The sequence below is a fragment of the Streptomyces sp. NPDC058246 genome (genome assembly GCF_042881985.1).
Taxonomy (GTDB): domain Bacteria; phylum Actinomycetota; class Actinomycetes; order Streptomycetales; family Streptomycetaceae; genus Streptomyces.
Window position 1 is genome coordinate 42,530 of the sequence record NZ_JBHVWZ010000015.1, and the last position, 21,702, is coordinate 64,231.

Consider the following 21,702-nt stretch of genomic DNA (forward strand, 5'->3'; position numbering starts at 1 on the left):
TGGGGGGGTTCCGCGCCCCTGAATGCCCCGCCCCCCCCCCCGCTGGCGCCCACCCTTCCGCTGCCGACCGGAACCGGGGTTCCGCGGCCGGGTCAGCGGCTCCTGGTGACCACGTGTCAGGGGGTGGTGTTCACCAGGCCCGAGCCGTCGTCCATGCCGGTGCCGGACTGGTCGCCCGCGCCGACGGCGTCACTGGCGCTCGGATCGACGGCTCCGCCGCCCTGGTCGCCCGCGCCCGCCGCGTCACTGGCACCGGCGCTCGGATCGACGGCTCCGCCGCTCTGGTCGCCCGCGCCAGCCGGATCACTGGCGGTCGCGCTGGGGTCTGCCGTGCCCGCGGCGCCGGCCCCGGCGTCTCCCGCGCCGAGCGTCGCGCCGACCGCCGCCAGGGCGGTGGTGACGGGCTGGAAGAAGGTCTCGCCGCCGACGGTGCAGTCGCCGCTGCCGCCCGAGGTCAGGCCGATCGCGCTGCCGTCCTGGGTGAACAGGGAGCCTCCGCTGTCCCCCGCTTCGGCGCAGACGTCGGTCTGGATGAGACCGGTGACGGTGTCGACACCGTTGGGGTCGGTTTCACTCTGGAAGTTGACGGTGGCGTCGAGACCGGTGACCGAGCCATCGTGCAGACCGGTGGTGCTGCCCATCCGGAGGACCTTCTGACCGACCGTGGCGTCCGCCGCCTGGGTGATCTGGACAGTCTGCCCATTGCCGACGTTGACCTCGCTCGGCGCCTGGGTGTTGGGGTCGTCGTACTTCACGAGTGAGAAGTCGCCCGCGCCAGGGAAGTTCGCCTGGTCGACGGTCGCGATCGGTTGGCCGTTCTGCGAGTCCGACCACTGGGCGGCCGCGACACCGCAGTGCCCGGCGGTCAGGAAGGCGGGGCTTCCGTCGCTTGCGGTGACGTTGAAGCCGAGGGAGCAGCGGACGCCCCCGCCGTTCGCCTGGGCGAAGATGGCGTCACCGCCCGACACGAACGTCTTGAACGTGCCGGCGGACTTCTTGACGCCGGCCACACCGGAGCCGAGCGAGTCGACGGTCGATGTCAGCTTGTTCCACTTGGCGCCCGTGACCGTACTGTCGGCGGTGACCTGGATCTCGTTGGTCTTCGGGTCGACGGCCCACGCCGTGCCCGGGATCGTCGCGTCCCTCTTGAGCGTCTTGGCCGCGGCCTGGAGGGTGGAGGTGCTGTTCTTCACCTCGTTCGCGACCGCACCGGCCTTCTCGATCTGGTTGACGACGTTGCTGTTGTTGCCGACGACGTTGACGACGAGCTGCTGCTTCGAGGCGTCGTAGTACGAACCGGCGACGGCGTCACCCAACTGGGAGGCGAGCTGCGAGGCGACGTCCGCGACATCGGCCGCCTTGAACGTCTTCGGGGCGGCGTCGTCCGCGTTCGTCTGGGACGCGTTGGCATTGGGCAGCAGAAGTGCCGCCGCTCCGAGCGCCGCCACGCTTCCTGCCGCGAGGGCGGCCTTGCGCTTGGGTATCCGTTTGTGACTCAACTCTTGACCTCCTGGGGACGGGGTCGATGCCGCCGTCCGGCAGCTGACTGGGGGCGCCTGGATGGCTGTTGATACGCGTGAGCCACGTGGGTTGTTCAACTGCCTTGCGGAAAGAGAGAAGTTGCAGCGGCGAAAGGTGTGGATGCCGAGGCGAACACGCCAGTTCACGGGGCGACCGTGGAACCGTGCGCCGGACGTCGTCCGCGCGGCTCGCGGTCGTGCGCCCCTGCGGGCCGAGCGGAACGCGTGTACGGATTCCCGCGCCACAGTCCGCTACTGATCGGTAACGGTCTGTTTCCGACCAAGAACGGAATCCCGGCTTCAGCGAATCTGCACATCGAATACTCAACCGAGTCACGGTGTGCGAGGGATCTGCACAGTCGCGCGCCCCCCTCCGTGCCATTGCGACGGGACTGTCCCATTCGGTACCGGGGCGGCAAGGGCGCGGATGCATCGATGCGGCGCGGCATGTGAAGAACTCGCCGCCGAGACGTGTGCACACCTGCACGGTTGGGCTGCGGAAGCGCTCAAGTGCGCAGGTGGGGGCCCTGATTGATTGGATGCGCGCCACGCGGGCGTGCTTTGATCCGTTGCACCGCGGGGCGCACGAAGGCTCCCGGAAACGGGTGCCCCGCGCTCGCGGTGGCGGCCGTCATCTGTCCCCAGAGGGGGCCGCTCTCCCCCTTATGAATATCCATACGAAGGGAAGTTCCATCATGAACTCCACCCCCCGTGTTGAGACCGCCGAGATCTCGGACGCCGACCTCGACAACGTCTCCGGCGGCCTGTCGCTGAACGCCGTCGGCACCGTCACCGGCCTGGTCGACAGCGTTGCCCCGGTCTCCGGCCTCGTCGGCACGGCCGTCGGCACCGTCGAGGGTGTGACCGGCCTGAACACCGCCCCGGTCACCGGCCTGGTTGCCGGTCTCTGATCGCATTTCACGCCGTTGAGTCCCGGAACCGCCCCCCGGTTCCGGGACTCTCGGGTGCCGTAAACCTCTCGAACAGGTGAGGGAAGTCCCGTGCAGTTCCGCCAACAGGCCCTCGCCAAACTGCAGTCGCCCGAAGAGCTCGACCTTCCGGTGCGTTTCGCCCGCCCCCAGGGCTGGCTCGTCCTGTCCGTGACGGTCCTCGCCATGGCGGCCGCGTCCGTGTGGGCCGTGACGGGCACCGTCGCGTCCACGGTCGGCGCACCCGCCATCCTCACGCACGGGGAGGGCAGTTACGTCCTGCAGAGCCCCGTCGCCGGGCAGGTCACGGCGGTCCTCGCCAAGGAGGGCGAACGGCTGCCCGCGAACGCTCCCGTGCTGAAGGTCCGTACAGCGCAGGGCGAAACGGCCGTCGTCCGGACGGTCGCCGCGGGCCGTGTCACCGCGCTCGCCGCCACCATCGGCGCGATCATCTCGACCGGCGCGAACGTCGCCGCAGTGGAGAAGGTGGCCCACGCCGACGATCCGCTGTACGCGACCGTGTACGTCCCGGCCGAGAACGCCTCCACGATTCCCGCGGACGCGGCCGTCGACCTGACCGTCCAGTCGGTGCCGACCCAGCGGTACGGGGTGCTGCGCGGCCATGTGAAGACGGTCGACCGGACAGTGCAGACCCAGCAGCAGATCGCCGCCTTCCTCGGTGACAGCCAGCTGGGCGAGCAGTTCACCAAGAAGGGCAGGCCGGTGGCCGTCCTGGTCCGTCTCGACCGCTCGTCCGGCACCAAGAGCGGCCTGAAGTGGTCCTCGGCGGACGGGCCGCCGTTCGCGCTGACCTCCATGACCCTGGCCACGGGTTCGATCCGCCTGGCCGATCAGCGCCCCGTCGATTGGCTCCTGCCGTGACGACCGCACCGGACACCCGGGGCAGACGCCGCGCCGCCCCGCCCAAGCGCACGGTCCCCAAGGGCCGGGGGAAGACCGTCCGCACCCCCACCGTGCTCCAGATGGAGGCCGTCGAGTGCGGCGCAGCCTCCCTCGCCATGGTCCTCGGCCACTACGGCCGGCACATCCCGCTCGAAGAGCTGCGCATCGCCTGCGGTGTCTCCCGGGACGGCTCGCGCGCCAGCAACCTGCTCAAGGCTGCCCGCAGTTACGGCCTGACGGCCAAGGGCATGCAGATGGACACGGCCGCGCTCGCCGAGGTGAGGGCCCCCGCGATCCTCTTCTGGGAGTTCAACCACTACGTCGTGTACGACGGCATGGGGCGCCGCTTCGGCCGGCGCGGCGTGCACATCAACGACCCCGGCAAGGGCCGTCGTTTTGTACCGATGGAGGACTTCGACACCAGCTTCACCGGGGTCGTCCTGGTGATGGAGCCGGGCCCGGACTTCCGCAAGGGAGGCCGCAAGCCGGGTGTGCTCGGTGCCATGCCGGCCCGGCTGCGCGGCACGTCGGGCACCATGCCCGCCGCCGTCCTCGCGAGTCTGCTGCTGGTGGCGGTCGGCGCGGCGTTGCCGGCGCTCAGCCGGACGTACATCGACCAGTACCTGATCGGTGGTCAGAGCTCACTGCTCGGCGTGCTGTTCGCCTCGATGGGCGCCTCCGTGCTGCTCACGGTGGTGCTGACGTGGTTGCAGCAGGCGAATCTGCTGCGCGGCCGCATCATCTCCTCGACGCTGTCCAGCGCCCGCTTCCTGCGGCATCTGCTGCGGCTGCCCGTCACGTTCTTCTCCCAGCGCAGCCCGGCCGACCTGGTGCAACGGCTCCAGTCGAACGACGCGGTGGCCGAGACCCTGGCCCGCGACCTCGCGGCGGCCGGTGTGGACGCGGTCGTCGTCGTGCTCTACGCCGTGCTGCTCTACACCTACGATCCGCAGCTCACCGCCGTGGGCATCGGCGTCGCGCTGCTCAACGTGGTGGCCATGCGGGTGGTGATCCGGCTGCGCGCGACCCGCACAGCGAAACTGCGCGCGGACACCGCCCGGCTCACCAACACGGCCTACACCGGCCTGCAGCTGATCGAGACGATGAAGGCGACGGGCGGCGAGGACGGCTACTTCCGCAAGTGGGCGGGGCAGCACGCCACCACCCTGGAGGAGCAGCAGCGCCTCGGTGTGCCGAGCGCCTGGCTCGGTGTGGTCGCGCCGACGCTCGCGACGCTCAACTCCGCGCTGATCCTGTGGATCGGCGGGATGCGAGCGATCGAGGGCCACATCTCGGTGGGTCTGCTGGTCGCCTTCCAGGCCCTGGTGACCCGCTTCACCGCGCCGATCACCCGCCTCAACGGCGTCGCGGGCCGCATCCAGGACTTCGCCGCCGACGTGGCCCGCCTCAAGGACGTCGAGAACTTCCAGGCGGACCCGCTCTACGCCCGCACCGGCTCGAACGACTCCACCCGCCGACTGCACGGCCATGTCGAGCTGGAGAACATCACGTTCGGCTACAGCCCGCTCGACAAACCGCTGCTCACCGGCTTCTCGCTGACGGTGGGGCCGGGCCAGCAGGTGGCGCTCGTCGGCGGCTCGGGCAGCGGCAAGTCCACGGTCTCCCGGCTGATCTCGGGCCTGTACGCCCCCTGGGAAGGCACGATCCGTATCGACGGGCAGCGCCTGGAGGACATCCCGCGCGGCGCGCTCGCCTCCTCGGTGTCCTTCGTCGACCAGGACGTCTTCCTCTTCGAGGGATCGGTGCGCGACAACGTGGCGCTGTGGGACCCGTCGATCCCGGACGACGCGGTGGTCGCGGCCCTCGAGGACGCGGCGCTGTACGACGTGGTGACGCGCCGCCCGGGCGGCATCCACAGCCGGGTCGAGCAGGACGGGCGCAACTTCTCCGGCGGTCAGCGCCAACGCCTGGAGATCGCACGGGCGTTGGTGCGCAGGCCCAGCATCCTGGTGCTCGACGAGGTGACGAGCGCGCTGGACGCGGAGACCGAGCAGACGGTCATCGACAACCTGCGCAAGCGCGGCTGCGCCTGTGTGGTGATCGCGCACCGGCTCAGCACCGTGCGCGACAGCGACGAGATCGTCGTACTGCAGCACGGCACGATCGTGGAACGCGGGCGGCACGAGGCCCTGGTGGCGGCCGGCGGTCCGTACGCCGAGCTGGTCAAGGAGCGATGAGATGACCACGGTTCACGAGGGCGTGCACGAGGGAGACCTCGTCCTCGGCGCGCTCGGCGGCATGGGCACGCCGATCGACTGCTCCGGCTTCAACCGCCTCGACCTGGAGGGCCCGCAGGTGCTCTGGCTGGTCGCGGCGGGCGCCATGGACCTGTTCGCGGTCGACGCCGGTCAGCAGGGCCACTGGCACCACCTCGGCCGCCTCGAGGCGGGCTCACTGCTGCTCGGACCCGTCGCGGGGCCCCAGCACACCCTCGTAGGGCGTCCGTTGCGCGACTGCGTGGTGCACCGGATCGTGCTGCGCGAGCTGTACCAGCCCGTCAACACCGAGACCTGGTCGTACGACGAGTACGGCAACCCCCAGTACGTACCACCGACATCGAGCCCGCTGGAGTACGCCCTCGCCCTGGGCGTCGGCCGCAGCCTCTCCATCCTCTTCCAGGCGCCGATGGCCACGGAGAACGCCGCCGCGCTCACCGACGACGACGTCTTCTGGATGCAGGTGCCGCCCGGCAGTGTGCAGTACGGCTCCCTGTACGGCGCCGAGGCGGCGGCCGATCTGCTGATGGACTCCGGTGTCTGGCAGAGCATGGTCGACCAGCAGTACCGCCTGCTGACCACCCTCGACCGGTGGATCGAGCAGCTGGAGGCCAGCCACGAGGACCGTACGGCGGCGGGCATCAAGGCCGGCGAGGCCGTCCGCGCCCAGGCCGACCGGACCCTGCTCGCCTCCATCGGAAAGTCGTCGGCGAAGCGCCCGACGGCGGCCGACGCCGATGCCACGTACGCGGCCTGCAAACTGGTCGCCCGCGAGGCCGGGATCTCCCTGGCGGAGTCCGCGCAGAGCGGTACGGAGAGCGACCGGCTGGATCCGGTCGAACGGATCGCGCTCGCCTCACGCGTCCGCACCCGTGCCGTACGCCTCGACGGGCGCTGGTGGCGGGACGACATCGGGCCCCTGATCGGCCACCGTGCCGTGTCCGGCGCGCCGGTCGCGCTGCTGTGGCGGCGCGGCGGGTACGTGGCCGTACAGCCGTCCTCCGGGCGCGAGACTCCGGTCGAGAAGGCGAACGCGGCGGAGTTCGAGCCGCGGGGTGTGATGTTCTACCGTCCGCTGCCCGAGCGGAAGTTGAGCCCGCTGCGGCTGCTGCGCTTCTGCCTCCGGGGCACCGGCGGCGATCTGCGGGGCCTCGCGATCAGCGGTCTGGTGACCGTCGCGATCGGCGCGCTGGTGCCGATCGCCACCGGCAAGGTGCTCGGCGAGTACGTACCCAAGGCCCAGCACGGGCTCATCGTGCAGGTCTGCCTCGCCATCATGATCACCAGCGTCGTGTCGGCGGCGTTCATGCTGCTGCAGAACCTCACGATGCTCCGGATGGAGGGCCGGATCGAGGCCACGCTCCAACCGGCCGTGTGGGACCGGCTGCTCAGGCTGCCCACCAAGTTCTTCACCTCCCGCTCGACCGGTGAACTCGCCAGTGCCGCCATGGGCATCAGCGCGATCCGCCGGCTCCTCGCGGGCGTCGGCCCGACGGTCGCGCAGGCAGGCACGGTCGGCGCGATGAACCTGGGGCTGCTGTTCTGGTACAGCGTGCCCATGGCACTGGCCGCGATCGGCATGCTCGTCGTCATCGCGGCCGGGTTCCTCGGGCTCGGCCTGTGGCAGGTGCGCTGGCAGCGCCGCCTGGTCGTGCTCAGCAACAAGCTGAACAACCAGGCCTTCCAGACCCTGCGCGGCCTGCCCAAGCTACGGGTCGCGGCGGCCGAGAACTACGCGTACGCGGCGTGGGCGGCCGAGTTCGCGCGCAGCCGAGAGCTCCAGCAGAAGGTCGGCCGCATCAAGAACCTCACCACGGTGATGGGCGCGGTGTATCTGCCGCTGTGCTCCCTGCTGATGTTCATGCTGCTGGCCGGCCCGGCGCACGGCTCGCTGTCGGCCGCGGACTTCCTCACCTTCAACACGTCGATGACGATGCTGCTGACCTCGGTCACCCAGATCACCGGCGCGTTCGTCTCGGCGGCGGCAGCGCTGCCGATGTTCGAGGAGATCAGGCCGGTGCTGGACGCGACGCCGGAGGTACGGGTGGCGAGCACCCGTCCGGGCGTCCTGTCGGGCGGCATCGAGGCACGCCGCCTCTCCTTCCGGTACGCCGACGACGGCCCGCTCGTCCTGGACGACGTGTCGTTCGACATCAGGCCGGGCGAGTTCGTGGCGATCGTCGGCCCCAGCGGCTGCGGCAAGTCCACGCTGCTGCGACTGCTCATCGGCTTCGACAAGCCGGTCTCGGGCAGTGTGCTCTACGACGGCCAGGACCTGGCGGCCCTCGACCAGTCCGCCGTACGCCGCCAGTGCGGTGTGGTGCTCCAGCACGCGCAGCCGTTCACCGGCTCGATCCTGGACTGCATCTGCGGCACCGAGCCCTACACGCCCGAGGAGGCGATGGCGGCGGCCGAGATGGCGGGCCTGGCCGAGGACATCAAGCGGATGCCGATGGGCCTGCACACCATCGTCTCCGGAAGTGGCGCGGTCTCCGGCGGCCAGCGCCAGCGCCTGATGATCGCCCAGGCGCTGATACGACGGCCGCGCATCCTCTTCTTCGACGAGGCGACCAGCGCCCTGGACAACGAGACACAGCGCACGGTCATCGAGAGCACCCGCGCCCTCAACGCCACGCGGGTCGTGATCGCCCACCGGCTGTCCACGGTGATGGACGCGGACCGCGTGATCGTGATGGAGGACGGCAAGGTCGCCCAGCAGGGCCCGCCCGCGCAGTTGCTGGCGGACACCGGCGGCCGGCTGCACGAGCTGGTGCGGCGGCAGATGCAGTAGCCGGTGGCGCCGTGGTCGGTCAGTCGTCGAGCCCCGGGACCGGGGCGCCGGAGGGGACTCCGGCGTCGAGGTAGCCGCGGTAGAACTCCTTCCACGGCGCGGGCGCCCCGGCGTGCGGTCCCCCGACGTCCTCCCCGCGCGCACGGGCGTCGAGCGCGGCCAGGCACACCTCCCAGCCGGCGCCGTTGCGGGCGGCGGTGTTCTCGGCCGCGAGCACGTTGGTGAGGGTGAAGTGGGTGCGCTTCTCGTCCAGGGCTTCGAGGTCGAAGTGCAACTCGTCGCCGCCCCAGTCGAAGGACAGGTGCCGGGGCGGGTCGACGGCGAGGACACGGCCCGTGGACTCCGGCATGTTCGGGTCGCCGCTGAACTTGATGGCACCGCCCGGCCGGAGCTCGATCTCGGCGCGGGACGGGAACCAGGCGGCCAGCTCGTCCGGGTCGGTCACGAACCGCCAGACGCGGTCGACGGGGTGGTCGTAGGTGCGGCTGAAGCGGACCGCGGGGCGGCCGTCGTCGAGGGTCAGGTAGGTGCCGGTGAGGGCGGCGGGTTGGGCGGGCATGGTGGCTCAGTCCTTCGGGGAGGTGGCTTCGTCGCGCGGAGAAGGTGATTCGGCGTCAGGGGAAGACTCCGCGCGGCTCGGGCTCGGGCTCGGGCTCGGGCTGGAGCGTGGACTCGGGCTCGGGCGTGGGCTCAGGCTCGGGCGTGGACTCGGGCTCGGGCGTGGACTCGGGCTCGGGCTCGGGCTCGGGCTCGGGCTCGGGAAAGACGCTGTGCGGGTCGGGAAGGGTTCTCGGCCGCTCGGGAGGAGTGCTTCGCCGTGCGGGGCGAGTTCTTCGTGGTCGTCCGGCGGCTCCCCCGCCGACTCGTCCAGGCGGCGGCCGAGGGCGTCGAGGCTCTCGTTCCACAACGTCCGGTACGGGGCCAGCCAGGCGTCGAGCGCGGCGATCGGGGCCGGGTCGAGCGCGTAGACCCGGCGCTGCGCGTCCTGGCGTACCCGCACGAGACGCGCGTCGCGCAGCACCCGTAGATGCTTCGAGGTGCTCGGCTGGCTCAGTCCGCACTCCTCGACGATCTCACCGACCGCACGCGGCCGCTCCAGCAGCAACGCGACGATCGCGCGTCGGTGCGGGTCGGCCAGCGCGGTCCAGAGAGAGGCGTCGGACATGGGGTTCAATATGCCTCCACGGTTATATGCCCGTCAAGGAATACGCGTCGCAGCTGCCGGTCCGGGCGGTCTCGGCGGCACGGTCGGCGGCGAGCCAGACCACGACCCGAGCCACTGTGACGGCCGCCTCACGCCACGAACCCAGCGAAACGTTGCCGTTTCGCTGGGAGTGCTCTACTGTCGATGTGTACGAAACCGTTTCGTTTATGTTCGCGTCATCCTGAACGAACCCGTTCCCTCGAGCGACTTCCCTGGAGTGGTTCTCCCATGTCTCACACCATGACCGACGGCACCCGCGCGGGTGCCGTGGACGCTTCGCCCGCGGAGCCGTCGAAGCGGCGCTGGCTGATCCTCGCGATCATCGGAATCGCGCAGCTGATGGTGGTCCTCGACGCCACCATCGTGAACATCGCCCTGCCCTCCGCCCAGGCGGATCTAGGCTTCTCCGACGGCAACCGGCAGTGGATCGTCACCGCATACTCCCTGGCCTTCGCCTCGTTGCTGCTGCTGGGCGGCCGCATTGCGGATCTCTTCGGACGCAAGCCCGCCTTCCTGATCGGTGTCACCGGATTCGCCGCGGCCTCGATGCTCGGTGGCGCGTCCACCAGCTTCGGGATGCTGGTCACCGCCCGCGCCCTGCAGGGCGTCTTCGGCGCGCTCCTCGCGCCCGCCGCGCTCTCGCTGCTGAACACGACGTTCACCGACGCGAAGGAACGCGCCAAGGCGTTCAGCGTGTACGGCGCCATCGCCGGCGCCGGTGGCGCGGTGGGTCTGCTGCTCGGCGGTGTGCTGACCGACGCGCTCGACTGGCGCTGGACGCTGTTCGTCAACCTCATCTTCGCGATCGTCGCCTTCATCGGCGGTTGGGTGCTGCTGACCAACCACCGCGACGCCGCGAACTCCAAGCTGGACCTGCCGGGCACCCTGCTGGTCTCCTCCGGTCTGTTCTCCGTGGTCTACGGCTTCTCCAACGCCGAGACGCACGACTGGAGCTCGGCCGCCACCTGGGGCTTCCTGGCCGCGGGCGGGATCCTGCTGGCCGCGTTCGCCTGGTGGCAGACCCGGGCCGAGCACCCGCTGCTGCCGATGCGCGTGCTGCTCGACCGCAACCGTGCCGCGTCCTTCATCACCGTGCTGATCACCGGCGCGGGCATGTTCGGTGTCTTCCTCTTCCTCACCTACTACCTGCAGCTGAACCTGGGCTTCAGCCCGACCAAGACGGGTGTGGCGTTCCTGCCGATGATGGCGGCCCTGATGGTCATGGCGCAGGTCTCCACCACGATCCTGGTGCCGCGGATCGGGCCGAAGGCCGTCATCCCCGCGGGCTTCGGCATCGCCGCCGTCGGCATGGCGTGGCTGACCGGCATCGGCATCGGCTCGTCCTTCTCGACCGCCGTACTGCCGCAGCTGCTCCTGATCGGCGCGGGCATCGGCATGGTGATGCCGCCCGCCATGTCGCTGGCCACCAGCGGGATCGCCCCCGCCGACGCGGGTGTCGCCTCCGCGACCGTCAACACCATGCAGCAGGTGGGCGGTTCGATCGGTACGGCGCTGCTCAACACCCTGGCCGCGAGCGCCGCGACGAGCTACCTGTCCGGCAAGGACGCGACCGACAAGCTGGTCCAGGCCCAGTCGACGATCGAGAGCTACACCACCGCCTTCTGGTGGTCGGCCGGCTTCTTCGTCGCGGGCGCGGTGATCGCCTTCCTGCTCTACCGCCGCGGGAAGCTGGAGCGGGCCGACAACGGTGCGGACGCCGCACCGGTCGTCCACATGTGACCGGTTCCTGACCGCTCACTCGCCAGACCGAGGGGCCGCCGTCTGCAGGGAGACGGCGGCCCCTCATCCTTGCCCGGCGCCCGCGGTCCCGCCGCTCTCCCCGGCGGCGGAACGTCTGGTCCGTCTCCGGTAACGGGCCGCCGCGGCGGCCAGGCGGGCCTGCTGAGCCAGCTCGTTCTGCGGCAGTGCGGGCCGGTACACGACGAGGGCCCGGCGTACCTTCTCCAGCCTCAACTCCGTCGACGTGGGAGCCACTTCACCGTCATAGGCGAGGCTGTTCGTCCCGGTGAGCTCCTCCAACCGCACCCACGGAACGCGCTCGGCGCTGTAGACCCGGGAGCGGCGGAGCCCCCCGACCAGCGCGGAGACGATCACGCGGGTGCGGGCGAGGCGGGGCCCGCCGTCGACCAGCCGCAGATCGAGCAGTCCGTCGTCCAGGCGCGGCCGGAAGGTGGGGGCGAAGCCCTCGGGGACGTACCGGCCGTTGCCCGCGAAGAGCAGCCACAGGCGGCGGGGGCGGCCGTTGACGCTCAGCTCGATGGGGGACGCGGTGCGCAGCACCCGGATCAGGGCGACGGTCGCGGCCGGCCACTTGCCCCACCGCTCCTCCAAGTGCTCGCGGATCCGGACGAGTTCGGGGTACAGGCCGATGCTGAACGTGTTGAGGAAGCGCACCTCGTGCCCCGCACCCGACCTCGCCACCCCGATGTCCACGGTCACCGCCTCGCCCCGGGCGACCGCGACGGCGGTGTCCTCGAAGTCCGGTACGCCCACGTCCAGAGCGAAGTGGTTGAGGGTGCCGCCGGGGAACACCGCGAGCGCGAGGCCCCGTTCGGCCGCCGCGCGGGCCGCGGCGTTGACGCTGCCGTCGCCTCCGCACACGCCCAGCGCGCCGCCCGTGCGCGCGGCCCGGTCGACCGCCTCGGCGAGCAGCGCCTCGAAGTCGTCGCCGGGGGCGCGCTCGATCAGCTCGGCCGCGGGCAGCAGTTCACGCAGCCGCTCGGCGGGCGGCAGGGGCGCGGCGGGGGCGCCGGTGCCGGCCCGGCTGTTGACGAAGACGACCAGTCCCTCGCCGAGGGGCAGCGCGGGCGCGTCCGCGGCGGGACGTTCCCGCTCCGGCACGGCGGCGCGCGGCGGCCACCAGCGGCAGGTGAGCACGCCGGCCCCGACGCCGATCGCCACCCCAGCCAGCACGTCCGCGGGGAAGTGGACACCCACGTAGACGCGCGAGAAGGCGACGGCTGCGGCGAGCGGGGCGACCAGGGCGCCGTAGCGCGTGGATTCCAGGGCGACTCCGGTGGCGAAGGCCGCGGCGGAGGCGGAGTGACCGGAGGGGAAGGACGTCGTGTGCGGCTGCCGGGTCAGGTGCCGGATCTGCGGTACGTGGTCGAGCAGCGGGCGGGGGCGGCGGGCGCTCCACTTCACGACCGTGTTGACGGTCGCGGAGGCCAGCGCGAGCGAGCCCACTCCGCGCAGGGCCGCGCGTCGGGCGGTGTGGCCGCCGACGACCGCGAGTCCGGCCGCCGCTCCCAGCCACAGCCGTCCGTGGTTGGCGGAGTCGCTGAGCCGCCGCAAGGCCGGATCGGCTCCGGGCACCCGCGCCCCGGCCACCCGTGTGAAGAGCCGCTGGTCCCATTCGCCGAGTACGCGCATGGTCCACCGTTACGGGCCCGGTCCCGCCCCGGCATCCGGGGCGACTCGGACCGGTGACAAGACTGGTCCGGGCGGCGCACGGCCACCGCTCGCCGGGTGCGCAGGCCAACGCTCCCGCGCCCGGGACGGAGACCGCACAGGTCGTCGTGGAATCCGTCGAGCCTTCAGGAGGAGGGCCGGAGCATCCCTGCCCGCCGGACTGGAGCATCCCTCCCCGCCGGACCGAGGAATCCGGCCCCACCGCGCCATACGGTCCCGCCGCACCATACGGCCCCACCGCACCGCACCATCCGGCCCCGCCGCACCGCACCATCCGGCCCCGCCGCACCGCACCATCCGGCCCCGCCGGACCGAAGTGTGCGGCCCCGCGCGATGCCCCCGCGGGCGGAACCTTGTGACAACCCTTGACACGGACCTGAAGGAACTGGAGCCTTTGGCAACGTTGTCATCCCATCGATCACAGCGGTCACTCGCTCCCCTTCGGGCTGTCTGGATTGGACCCGCCGCACATGTCTCAGCCGCCCCGCCCTTCCCGTCGCTCGGTCCTGGCCACCGGTTCCACCCTGCTCGCGGGCTTCGGGGCCGGAGTCGCGCTCCCCCAGAGCAGCTACGCGGCCGCGCCGTCGAGGTCCGGCGGCGCGCCGAGCGAACTCGCGGCCTATCGGCCGATATCCGTGTCGTCCACCGACTACGCGCCCACACCCGGCGAGTTCGTCGTGGACAAGGTCAACTCCGTCGGCGTGAAGGGCACCGGCTGGCGTGCGGCCGACGGCGATCCACAGTGGATCTCGGTGGATCTGCAGGCCGACTGCACGGTCGACTCCGTACGTCTCACCTTCGAGGCCACGGTCGACGACCCCGTCTTCGTGCCCTCCAGCAGCGGAAATCCCCGCGATCGCACGACCGGTCAGGAGATCCTGTCCAGCTGCGCGGTGGAGTTCGTCGTCGAGACCTCCCGGGATCACCACGCCTGGACGACCATCCACCGGACCGCGTCCGGCACGGGCGGCGTCGTGGAGATCACGCCGGCCGAGCCGGTCACCGCGCGCTGGGTGCGGATGACCGTGACCAGGCGGTCCAACGCCAACCCGCTGGGCCTCAACGGTTTCGAGGTCTACGGCTCAGCGGCGGGACACCGGCCGAAGGCCACCGGCTGGACCGACTGGGGCACCCACGACCACCCGGCGCCCGCACTCGAGACGGCCGCCGACGGCACGGTCCCGCTGGAGTCCGGCTGGACACTGACCATGGACGACTGGGCCGGCGGGCAGGGCGCCCAGCTCTCCCGAGCCGGCGTCGACACCAGCCGCTGGCTGCCGGCGACCGTGCCGGGAACGGTACTGGCCTCGCTGGTGGACCAGGGTCATCTGCCCGACCCGGTGGCCGGCTTGAACAACCTGCGCATCCCCGAGGCGCTGTCCCGGCACTCGTGGTGGTACCGCCGAGGCTTCGAGCTGCCACACACGCTGCGCACCGGCTCGGGCCGGCATGTCTGGCTGGAGTTCGACGGCATCAACCACACCGCCGAGATCTGGCTCAACGGACAGCAGGTGGGCGGTCTGACGTACCCCTTCGCCCGCTCGTCGCACGACGTGACGAAGGTGCTCGGCGGGAGCGGGGAGCAGGCGCTGGCCGTCAAGATCACCCCGATGCCCTTCCCCGGCAGCCCGGGCGACAAGGGCCCGGCCGGACTCGCCTTTGTGGACGCCGGCGCCACGATGATGAACCAGAACTCGCCGACGTACCTGGCCTCTTCCGGCTGGGACTGGATGCCGGCGGTGCGCGACCGCGTCTCCGGCATCTGGAACCACGTACGCCTGCGCTCGACCGGCCACGCGGTCATCGGTGACCCGCGGGTGGACACGAGACTTCCCGGCCTGCCCGACACCTCCACCGCCGAGGTGACGATCGTGGTCCCGGTGCGCAACGCGGACTCCGCGAGCAGACGGGTCACCGTCACGGCCGCCTTCGACGCCGTACGGGTCTCCCGGACGGTCACGGTGGCCGGCGGCGAGAGCGTCGACGTCACCTTCGCGCCGGACACGTACGCCGAGTTGCGGCTGCGCGACCCCAAGCTGTGGTGGCCCAACGGCTACGGCCGCCCCGACCTGCACGACCTGACGCTGACCGCCTCGGTCGACGGCCAGGAGAGCGACCGGCGCACCACACGGTTCGGCATCCGGCAGTTCGGCTACGAGTACGCGATACCCCTGCCGTTCGGGGGCAGCAGCGACCGGTACACCCAACCGGTGCTTCTCGGGACACGCAAGGCGCGATTCGTCCGGATCAAGTGCCTTACGCGGGCCACGGGTTGGGGCTTCTCGCTGTGGAGTCTTTCGGTGGTCGACAGCACCTCGGCCGGTACGGATCTGGCCCTGCGCAAGACGGCCACCTCCTCCACGGAGGACTCCGGGAACACGGCGGCCCACGCGACCGACGGCGATCCCGGCACGCGCTGGTCCTCGGCCTTCGAGGACGATCAGTGGATCCAGGTGGACCTCGGTTCCACCGTCTCTTTCGACCGGGTCGACCTGACGTGGGAGCAGGCGTACGCCAGGACGTTCGTCGTGCAGGTCTCGGACGACGGCTCGGCGTGGACCGACGCCGGTACGGTGGACAACGGAGCGGTGCCGCTGCCGTTCAACAACGGCGCCGCGAGCCTGCAGACGGTGGACTTCGCCGCCCGCACCTCCCGCTATGTTCGGATCAACTGTGGTGCCCGGGCGACCAGTTGGGGCAACTCGCTGTGGATCCTCTCGGTGATCGACAGCGCGTACCCCGGCACCGATCTGGCCCTCCACAAGACGGCCACCGCCTCCACGGAGGACGCAGGGAACCCCGCCGCCAACGCCACCGACGGCAACCCCGGCTCCCGCTGGTCCTCCGAGTACCGGGACGACCAGTGGATCCAGGTCGACCTGGGCTCGTCCGTCTCCTTCGACCGGGTCGCGGTCGTCTGGGAGCAGGCGTACCCGAAGACGTACGTCATCCAGGTGTCCGACGACGGCCACACCTGGACCGATGTGAAGTCCGTGGACAACACCCCGGATCCGCTGAAGATCAGCGTCAATGGCGTCCGGGTGTTCTGCCGCGGCGGCAACTGGGGCTGGGACGAGCTGCTGCGCCGGATGCCCGCCGCCCGGATGGACGCGGCGGTGCGGATGCACCGCGACATGAACTTCACGATGATCCGCAACTGGGTCGCATCCAGCAACCGCGAGGAGTTCTTCGCCAGTTGCGACGAGCACGGCCTGCTGGTGTGGAACGACTTCCCCAACGCCTGGGCGATGGACCCGCCGGACCACACGGCCTACAACGACCTGGCCCGGGACACCGTACGGCGCTACCGCATCCACCCCAGCGTCGTCGTCTGGTGCGGTGCCAACGAGGGCAATCCGCCCGAGGCGATCGACACCGGTATGCGGGAGGCCGTCCAGGGCGAGGCGCCCGACGTCCTCTACCAGAACAACTCGGCGGGCGGCATCGTCACCGGCGGCGGCCCCTACGGCTGGGTGGAACCCGACCGCTACTTCTCCGCCGGCACCTACGGCAGCGGCAGCTTCGGCTTCCACACCGAGATCGGCATGCCCGTGGTGTCCACCGCGGACAGCATGCGCAACCTGGTCGGCGACGAGCCGGAGTGGCCGATCGGCGGCGCCTGGCTCTACCACGACTGGAGCACCCGGGGTAACCAGGCCCCGCAGAACTATCGGGCGGCCATCGAGACCCGGCTCGACACCGCCACGGATCTGGACACCTTCACGCGTAAGGCGCAGTTCGTCAACTACGAGAACGCCCGCGCCATGTTCGAGGCGTGGAACCAGCACCTGTGGAAGGACGCCAGCGGCCTCATGCTGTGGATGTCCCACCCGGCGTGGCACAGCACGGTGTGGCAGACGTACGACTACGACTTCGACGTGAACGGCATGTACTACGGGTCCCGTACGGCGTGCGAACCCCTGCACGTCCAGGCCGACCCCCAGAACTGGCAGGTCATCGCGGTCAACCACACCCCGCGGGTGGTGAAAGGCGCGACGGTCACCGCTCGTGTCCACGATCTGGAGGGAAGGCAGCTCGGTTCCACCCGGCGCGCCACGGTGGACGTCCCCTCGTCCGGCACGGCCAAGGCGTTCACCGCCGATTTCGCGGAATCCCTGCCGGACTTCCATCTCCTGCGCCTCCGCATGGAGGACGGCCGGGGGCGCCTCCTGTCGGAGAACACCTACTGGCGCTACCGCCAGGCGTCCGACATGAAGGCGCTCAACAAGGCCAGGTCCGTGCGGGTCACCGCCGACATCGGGAGGGTGTCGGACTCGGGAGCGCGGCGGACGGCGACCGCGAGGATCCACAACCGCGGGCGGGCGGTCGCCGCGATGGTGCGGCTGTCGCTTCTGGACAGCAGGAGTGACGAGCGTGTCCTGCCCACGCTCTACGGTGACAACTACCTGTGGCTGCTGCCCGGGGAGTCACGCGAGGTCACTCTGTCCTGGCCGGTCGACGCCCTTCCCTCGGGCCGTCCCGCACTGCGGGTCGAGGGCTACAACGTGCCGCGCACGGTGGCCCGTTCGTAGGTGCGGGCCAGGACATGAAGAAGCGTGCGGGGCGCGTGCCCCGGCGCCATCGGGGTATCCCGGGGACATGCGACTGAGCGTGGTGGATGTGGGATCGAACGCTGTCCGGCTGGTGGTGGCGGATGCCGAGGGCGGGGTGCCGCTGCCGGTGCACACGGCCAAGTGGCGGTTACGGCTGTCCGAACACGTGGAGCCGGGCGGCGGTATCCCCGAGGAGTCCGTTCACCAGCTCGTCCACGCGGTGCGTGGGGCGAGCCGGACGGCGGAACGGTGGGGCGCGGCGGGCCCGTTGGCCTTCGCGACGGCCGTGGTGCGCAATGCCCCGAACCGCGCGGAGATCCTGCGGACGGTACGGGCGGAGACCGGGACGCGGCTGTGTACGCTGCCCGGCGAGGTGGAGGCCGAGCTCACATTCCTCGGTGCGCGCCGGTGGGTGGGGTGGCGGTCGGGACCGCTCGCGCTGCTGGACATCGGCGGCGGCTCGCTCGATGTGGCCTTCGGGCGGGGGCGGTTACCGGACTTCGTCGCCTCGCTGCCGCTCGGCGCGGGCCGGCTGACCCAGGAGTTCCTCGAGGGGCAGGACCCGCCGACAGCGGAGAGCCTCAAGGCGCTGCGGCGCAAGGTCCGCCATCAGCTGCGGGACGTGGCCGCGCGGATCCGCTGGGAGGGCCCGCGCACCGCGGTGGCGACCTCGCGCACGTTTCAGCAGCTGGCACGGCTGTGCGGCGCCGCGCCCGGCCGCCACGGCCCGTTCGTGGAGCGTGAGTTGCGCCGCCGGGAGCTGCGCCGCTCGCTGGACCGCCTCGCGGCTCTCCCCGCGGCCGACCGCGCGCGGCTGCCGGGCATTTCCGCGCCTCGGGCCGCCCAGAGCCTGGCCGGTGCCGTGGTCGGTCACACGGCCATGAAGCTGACGGGTCTGCAGTCGCTCGCCATCTGCCCCTGGGCGATCCGGGAGGGGGTGCTGCTGCGGCACATCGAGGACGGTGCGTCCTGGTGGGCCGAGATGGCCGACCGCAGCGACGACGCACCCACGGGCGCGGGCGCGATCCCGCTGCGTATCGCGACCCCGGCGCGCTGAGCGCCGCGCAGGGCGGCGGACGCGCTGTGCTGCCCTGCGCGGCGCGGCACGGCCGTGGTCTCCCGCGAGGTCGGGCACTGGGCCGTCACAGCCGTCGGCATCGGCCCCTCACCTCCTTCGGGCGCCGGGCCATGACAGCCGAATGACCCGGCGACCGTCACGTCCGACGGATACCGGGCCATCACATCCCGTTGATGCCGAGGGCCGGCCGACAGCCCCACTCTGTCCGGCCGACCCCCGGTGCGAAATCGCGTGGCTCCCCGCGACGGGGCCCGCACTCCCCAGCTACGGACCCCGATCGACGTTCACGAGCACCGCGCGATCCCGGTCTCTCAGAACGCGAAGACGGTCATCCCGTAGGAGTTCTTCACGCACTCGTTGGCGAAGGTGCGCTCGTACGAGACGCGCTTGCCCTGCCAGACGCCGTCGACCGTCACGACCACGGGATCGAAGAGCTTCGTACAGAAGACCCCTTGCTGGACCGTCAGGGCGTTGAAGTCGCCACCGGTCCCCCGGAGTTCGGCGCAGGCCGGGACGGCGGCGGGGTGGGTGCCCGAGGCGGTCGGGGCGCAGTTCAGGGTGACCGCTCGTTCCGGGGTGACGGTGGCCGCGCTTTGGCCGTGGCCCACGGTGAGCACGAGGGCCGAGGGGGCGTAGAGCCCGGCGGAGCCAGGGCTGGGAGCCGCGTGGGCGGACCCGACGAGGGGGCCGCAGACGGTGGTGGCCGCCAGGGTCAGGGTTGCTGCCCAGCGCGCGGTGGTCGGCATTGTGTGCATCCTTCCGCTCAATCGAATGCCATACCGGCTCGGTTGGTGCCGGTTCAGCGAGCGCGAGTCTGCCGAGTCCACACCGGAAACACACATCGACCCCATGCGTTTCGGTAACTTTGAGTATTGAAACAGTGGCGTGAAGTTACAGAATTCGAACGCGTAGACCCCGGAACTGAGCGGTTGTTGATCGCCAGCAGCGCTCTCCTGGCCAGATTCCCCTGGCTCGGCAATAGGCCTGAAACATTCCGGTTCAGCGCCGGTCCGGCCGACACCGGACCCCGACTTCCGCTCTCGGCGGACGGCGGCCGCACCCCCTTGCGCTTTCCGTGGTGCGGAGTAATCGTCATTACATGATTACAACGGAGCAACGCGAGAAGCTGCGCGGCTGGTTCGCCGGCCGCTTGCCCGACGATCTCTTCGCGAGCCTGGCGGAGGTGACGGTCGACCGCGAGGAGATCACCGTCATCGGCCGCATCCCCGAGCCCCGGCTCGCCAAAGGTGCCTCGGACGCCGAGAAGGAAGCGGCCGTCCAGTCACGTATCCAGGAATTCCGCGAACGCACCCGCGAGGACCGGGTCGCGGTCGCGCGCGAGGCGGAGCACCGGTTCCGCAAGAAGGTCTCCTGGGGTGTGGAGTGCGGCGACGAACGCGCCCTGTTCACCCACATCGCCGCGCCCGTCATGACCCGGTTGCGCCAGCCGGAACGCCAGGTCCTCGACACGCTCATCGCCGCCGGTGTCGCCCGCAGCCGCAGCGACGCGCTCGCCTGGTGCGTACGCCTGGTGCAGCGCCACACCGACGACTGGCTGACCGAGCTGCGCGACTCGCTGGAGCACGTGCAGCGGGTGCGGGCGCAGGGCCCGGACGCCGCGCAGCCGGACACCGCGCCGCCGCCGGACGCTCCGACCGACGAGGAGTGACGAATCGCGCCACACTGGCACCAGGCAACAAGTGCCGACGAGACGAGGTGGTCGCGGATGAAGTTCGGGGTGTCGACGTTTGTCACCGACGAGGGCATCGGCCCGGCGGCGCTGGGCCCGGCCCTGGAGCAGCGCGGGTTCGACACGCTGCTGCTGGCCGAGCACTCACACATTCCGGTCAACCGGGAGACGCCGTATCCGCCCGGTGGTGATCTGCCCCGGATGTACTACCGCACGCTCGATCCGTTCGTGACGCTCGCCGCGGTCGCGTCGGTGACCCGCGAGCTGCTCCTGGGCACCGGGATCGCCCTGGTGGTCCAGCGCGATCCGATCATCACCGCGAAGGAGATCGCCAGCCTCGACCTGATCTCCGGTGGCCGCGCCGTGTTCGGCGTCGGCGCCGGCTGGAACCGCGAGGAGATGCGCAACCACGGGACGGATCCGGCCCGCCGGGGCCGTCTGATGGACGAGCGGATCCACGCGATGATCGAGCTGTGGACCAAGGACGAGGCCGAGTTCCACGGGGACTTCGTCGACTTCGACCCGGTCTACAGCTGGCCCAAGCCGGTTCAGCGGCCGCATCCGCCCATCTGGGTCGGAGGCAACAGCGAGCGGACCTTCGCCCGCGTCGCCGAGTACGGCTCGGCGTGGCTGCCCAGCGGCATCCCGCCCAAGGAGCTGGGGGCGCGGATCGAACGGATGCGGGCGACGGCGGGTGACCGGCCGGGCGTCGTGGTGTACGCGGCTCAGCCCGACCGGGAGTCCCTCGACATCTACGCGGAGCTCGGCGTCGAGCGCGTGCTGCTGTATCTGCCGACGCAGCCGGAGGACGAGACACTGCGCACGCTGGACGAGCTGGCCGAGGCCGCGTCCGCGTACCGGTGACGGCCTCCGGCCGGCGGGGAATCGGAGCCCACCGTGCCGGACATGGACGAGGACGAGGCGCGCCGCCGGTTCACGGCGGCACCGGTGGCGCGCCTGGCGACGGTGGACGCCGAGCGGCGCCCGCATCTGGTGCCCGTCGTGTTCGCGGCGCAGGGCGGTGAGATCGTCACCGCCGTCGACTGGAAACCCAAGAAGTCGCCGCACCTGAAGCGGCTGCGCAACATCGCCGCCCACCCGGCCGTCTGTCTGCTCGTCGACGCCTACGACGAGGACTGGGACCGGCTGTGGTGGGTACGCGCGGACGGCGATGCCCGCATCCTGCCGCCCGGCACCCAGGACGAGTACACCGCGGCGATCGCCCTGCTGCGCGACAAGTACGCGCCCTACCGGCGCCAACGGCCGCCGGACGGCCCGGTGATCGCGATCGCCGTGCACCGCTGGCACGGCTGGCGCGCCGCGTCGGAGCCCGACGCCACCGGCTGAACCACCGTGCACCGGCTC

The 21,702-nt window shown here is 71.1% G+C and carries 14 protein-coding genes and 1 pseudogene; 10 read left to right on the forward strand and 5 right to left on the reverse strand.

The window, feature by feature from the left end; translation table 11 throughout:
* Window positions 1–116 precede the first annotated feature (116 nt).
* Window positions 117–1,499 carry a S1 family peptidase gene (locus ACFVXA_RS22290; RefSeq protein ID WP_390026174.1) on the reverse strand — a complete coding sequence of 461 codons (1,383 nt, stop codon included), beginning with the start codon at window positions 1,497–1,499 and terminating at the stop codon, window positions 117–119.
* A 716-nt stretch (window positions 1,500–2,215) separates the two neighbouring features.
* Here ACFVXA_RS22290 and ACFVXA_RS22295 point away from each other — a divergent pair.
* From ACFVXA_RS22295 to ACFVXA_RS22310, 4 genes are all read left to right on the forward strand, one after another.
* Window positions 2,216–2,431, forward strand: coding sequence for a type A2 lantipeptide (locus ACFVXA_RS22295; RefSeq protein WP_362023982.1), 216 nt, complete (start codon window positions 2,216–2,218; stop codon window positions 2,429–2,431).
* Window positions 2,432–2,521: 90 nt separating this feature from the next.
* On the forward strand, window positions 2,522–3,331 hold the full coding sequence (locus tag ACFVXA_RS22300) for an HlyD family efflux transporter periplasmic adaptor subunit (protein ID WP_362023979.1): 810 nt from the start codon (window positions 2,522–2,524) through the stop codon (window positions 3,329–3,331).
* Entirely contained in the window at window positions 3,328–5,550 is a 2,223-nt protein-coding gene (locus ACFVXA_RS22305; RefSeq protein WP_383740715.1) for an NHLP family bacteriocin export ABC transporter peptidase/permease/ATPase subunit, read from the forward strand. Before ACFVXA_RS22300 ends, ACFVXA_RS22305 begins: the two co-directional genes overlap by 4 nt.
* A gap of 1 nt (window position 5,551) precedes the next feature.
* Window positions 5,552–8,380: an NHLP bacteriocin export ABC transporter permease/ATPase subunit gene (locus ACFVXA_RS22310; protein WP_384025729.1), complete on the forward strand. Its 2,829-nt coding sequence runs from the start codon at window positions 5,552–5,554 to the stop codon at window positions 8,378–8,380.
* Between the two features lie 19 nt (window positions 8,381–8,399).
* Here ACFVXA_RS22310 and ACFVXA_RS22315 read toward each other — a convergent pair whose 3' ends face one another.
* Together ACFVXA_RS22315 and ACFVXA_RS22320 are read right to left on the reverse strand one after the other, a co-directional pair.
* Complete coding sequence (locus ACFVXA_RS22315; protein ID WP_362023970.1) at window positions 8,400–8,939, reverse strand: SRPBCC family protein; 540 nt, start codon at window positions 8,937–8,939, stop codon at window positions 8,400–8,402.
* A 261-nt stretch (window positions 8,940–9,200) separates the two neighbouring features.
* Window positions 9,201–9,545 (reverse strand): annotated as a pseudogene (locus tag ACFVXA_RS22320) (ArsR/SmtB family transcription factor); the annotation flags it as partial.
* Window positions 9,546–9,812: 267 nt separating this feature from the next.
* Here ACFVXA_RS22320 and ACFVXA_RS22325 point away from each other — a divergent pair.
* Window positions 9,813–11,324, forward strand: a complete 1,512-nt coding sequence (locus tag ACFVXA_RS22325; RefSeq protein WP_362023968.1) for an MFS transporter — start codon at window positions 9,813–9,815, stop codon at window positions 11,322–11,324.
* A 63-nt stretch (window positions 11,325–11,387) separates the two neighbouring features.
* On the opposite strand, the gene ACFVXA_RS22330 is transcribed toward ACFVXA_RS22325, so the two are convergent.
* Window positions 11,388–12,977, reverse strand: coding sequence for a phosphatase PAP2 family protein (locus ACFVXA_RS22330; protein ID WP_362023964.1), 1,590 nt, complete (start codon window positions 12,975–12,977; stop codon window positions 11,388–11,390).
* A 509-nt stretch (window positions 12,978–13,486) separates the two neighbouring features.
* On the opposite strand from ACFVXA_RS22330, the gene ACFVXA_RS22335 reads away from it, so the two are divergent.
* Together ACFVXA_RS22335 and ACFVXA_RS22340 are read left to right on the forward strand one after the other, a co-directional pair.
* Complete coding sequence (locus ACFVXA_RS22335) at window positions 13,487–17,548, forward strand: discoidin domain-containing protein (RefSeq protein ID WP_390026176.1); 4,062 nt, start codon at window positions 13,487–13,489, stop codon at window positions 17,546–17,548.
* A 67-nt stretch (window positions 17,549–17,615) separates the two neighbouring features.
* Complete coding sequence (locus ACFVXA_RS22340) at window positions 17,616–18,626, forward strand: Ppx/GppA family phosphatase (protein ID WP_389470558.1); 1,011 nt, start codon at window positions 17,616–17,618, stop codon at window positions 18,624–18,626.
* Window positions 18,627–18,958: 332 nt separating this feature from the next.
* On the opposite strand, the gene ACFVXA_RS22345 is transcribed toward ACFVXA_RS22340, so the two are convergent.
* A complete protein-coding gene (locus ACFVXA_RS22345; protein ID WP_362023956.1) occupies window positions 18,959–19,393 on the reverse strand; it encodes a protease inhibitor in 435 nt (144 codons plus the stop codon).
* Window positions 19,394–19,746: 353 nt separating this feature from the next.
* Here ACFVXA_RS22345 and ACFVXA_RS22350 point away from each other — a divergent pair, with 353 nt between their 5' ends.
* From ACFVXA_RS22350 to ACFVXA_RS22360, 3 genes are read left to right on the forward strand one after another with little or no spacing between them, the layout of a single operon-like run.
* Entirely contained in the window at window positions 19,747–20,316 is a 570-nt protein-coding gene (locus tag ACFVXA_RS22350) for a hypothetical protein (RefSeq protein WP_384025738.1), read from the forward strand.
* A 57-nt stretch (window positions 20,317–20,373) separates the two neighbouring features.
* Window positions 20,374–21,201: an LLM class F420-dependent oxidoreductase gene (locus tag ACFVXA_RS22355; RefSeq protein ID WP_362023950.1), complete on the forward strand. Its 828-nt coding sequence runs from the start codon at window positions 20,374–20,376 to the stop codon at window positions 21,199–21,201.
* 33 nt (window positions 21,202–21,234) lie between these two features.
* Window positions 21,235–21,684, forward strand: coding sequence for a TIGR03668 family PPOX class F420-dependent oxidoreductase (locus ACFVXA_RS22360; RefSeq protein ID WP_383740733.1), 450 nt, complete (start codon window positions 21,235–21,237; stop codon window positions 21,682–21,684).
* Window positions 21,685–21,702 lie beyond the last annotated feature (18 nt).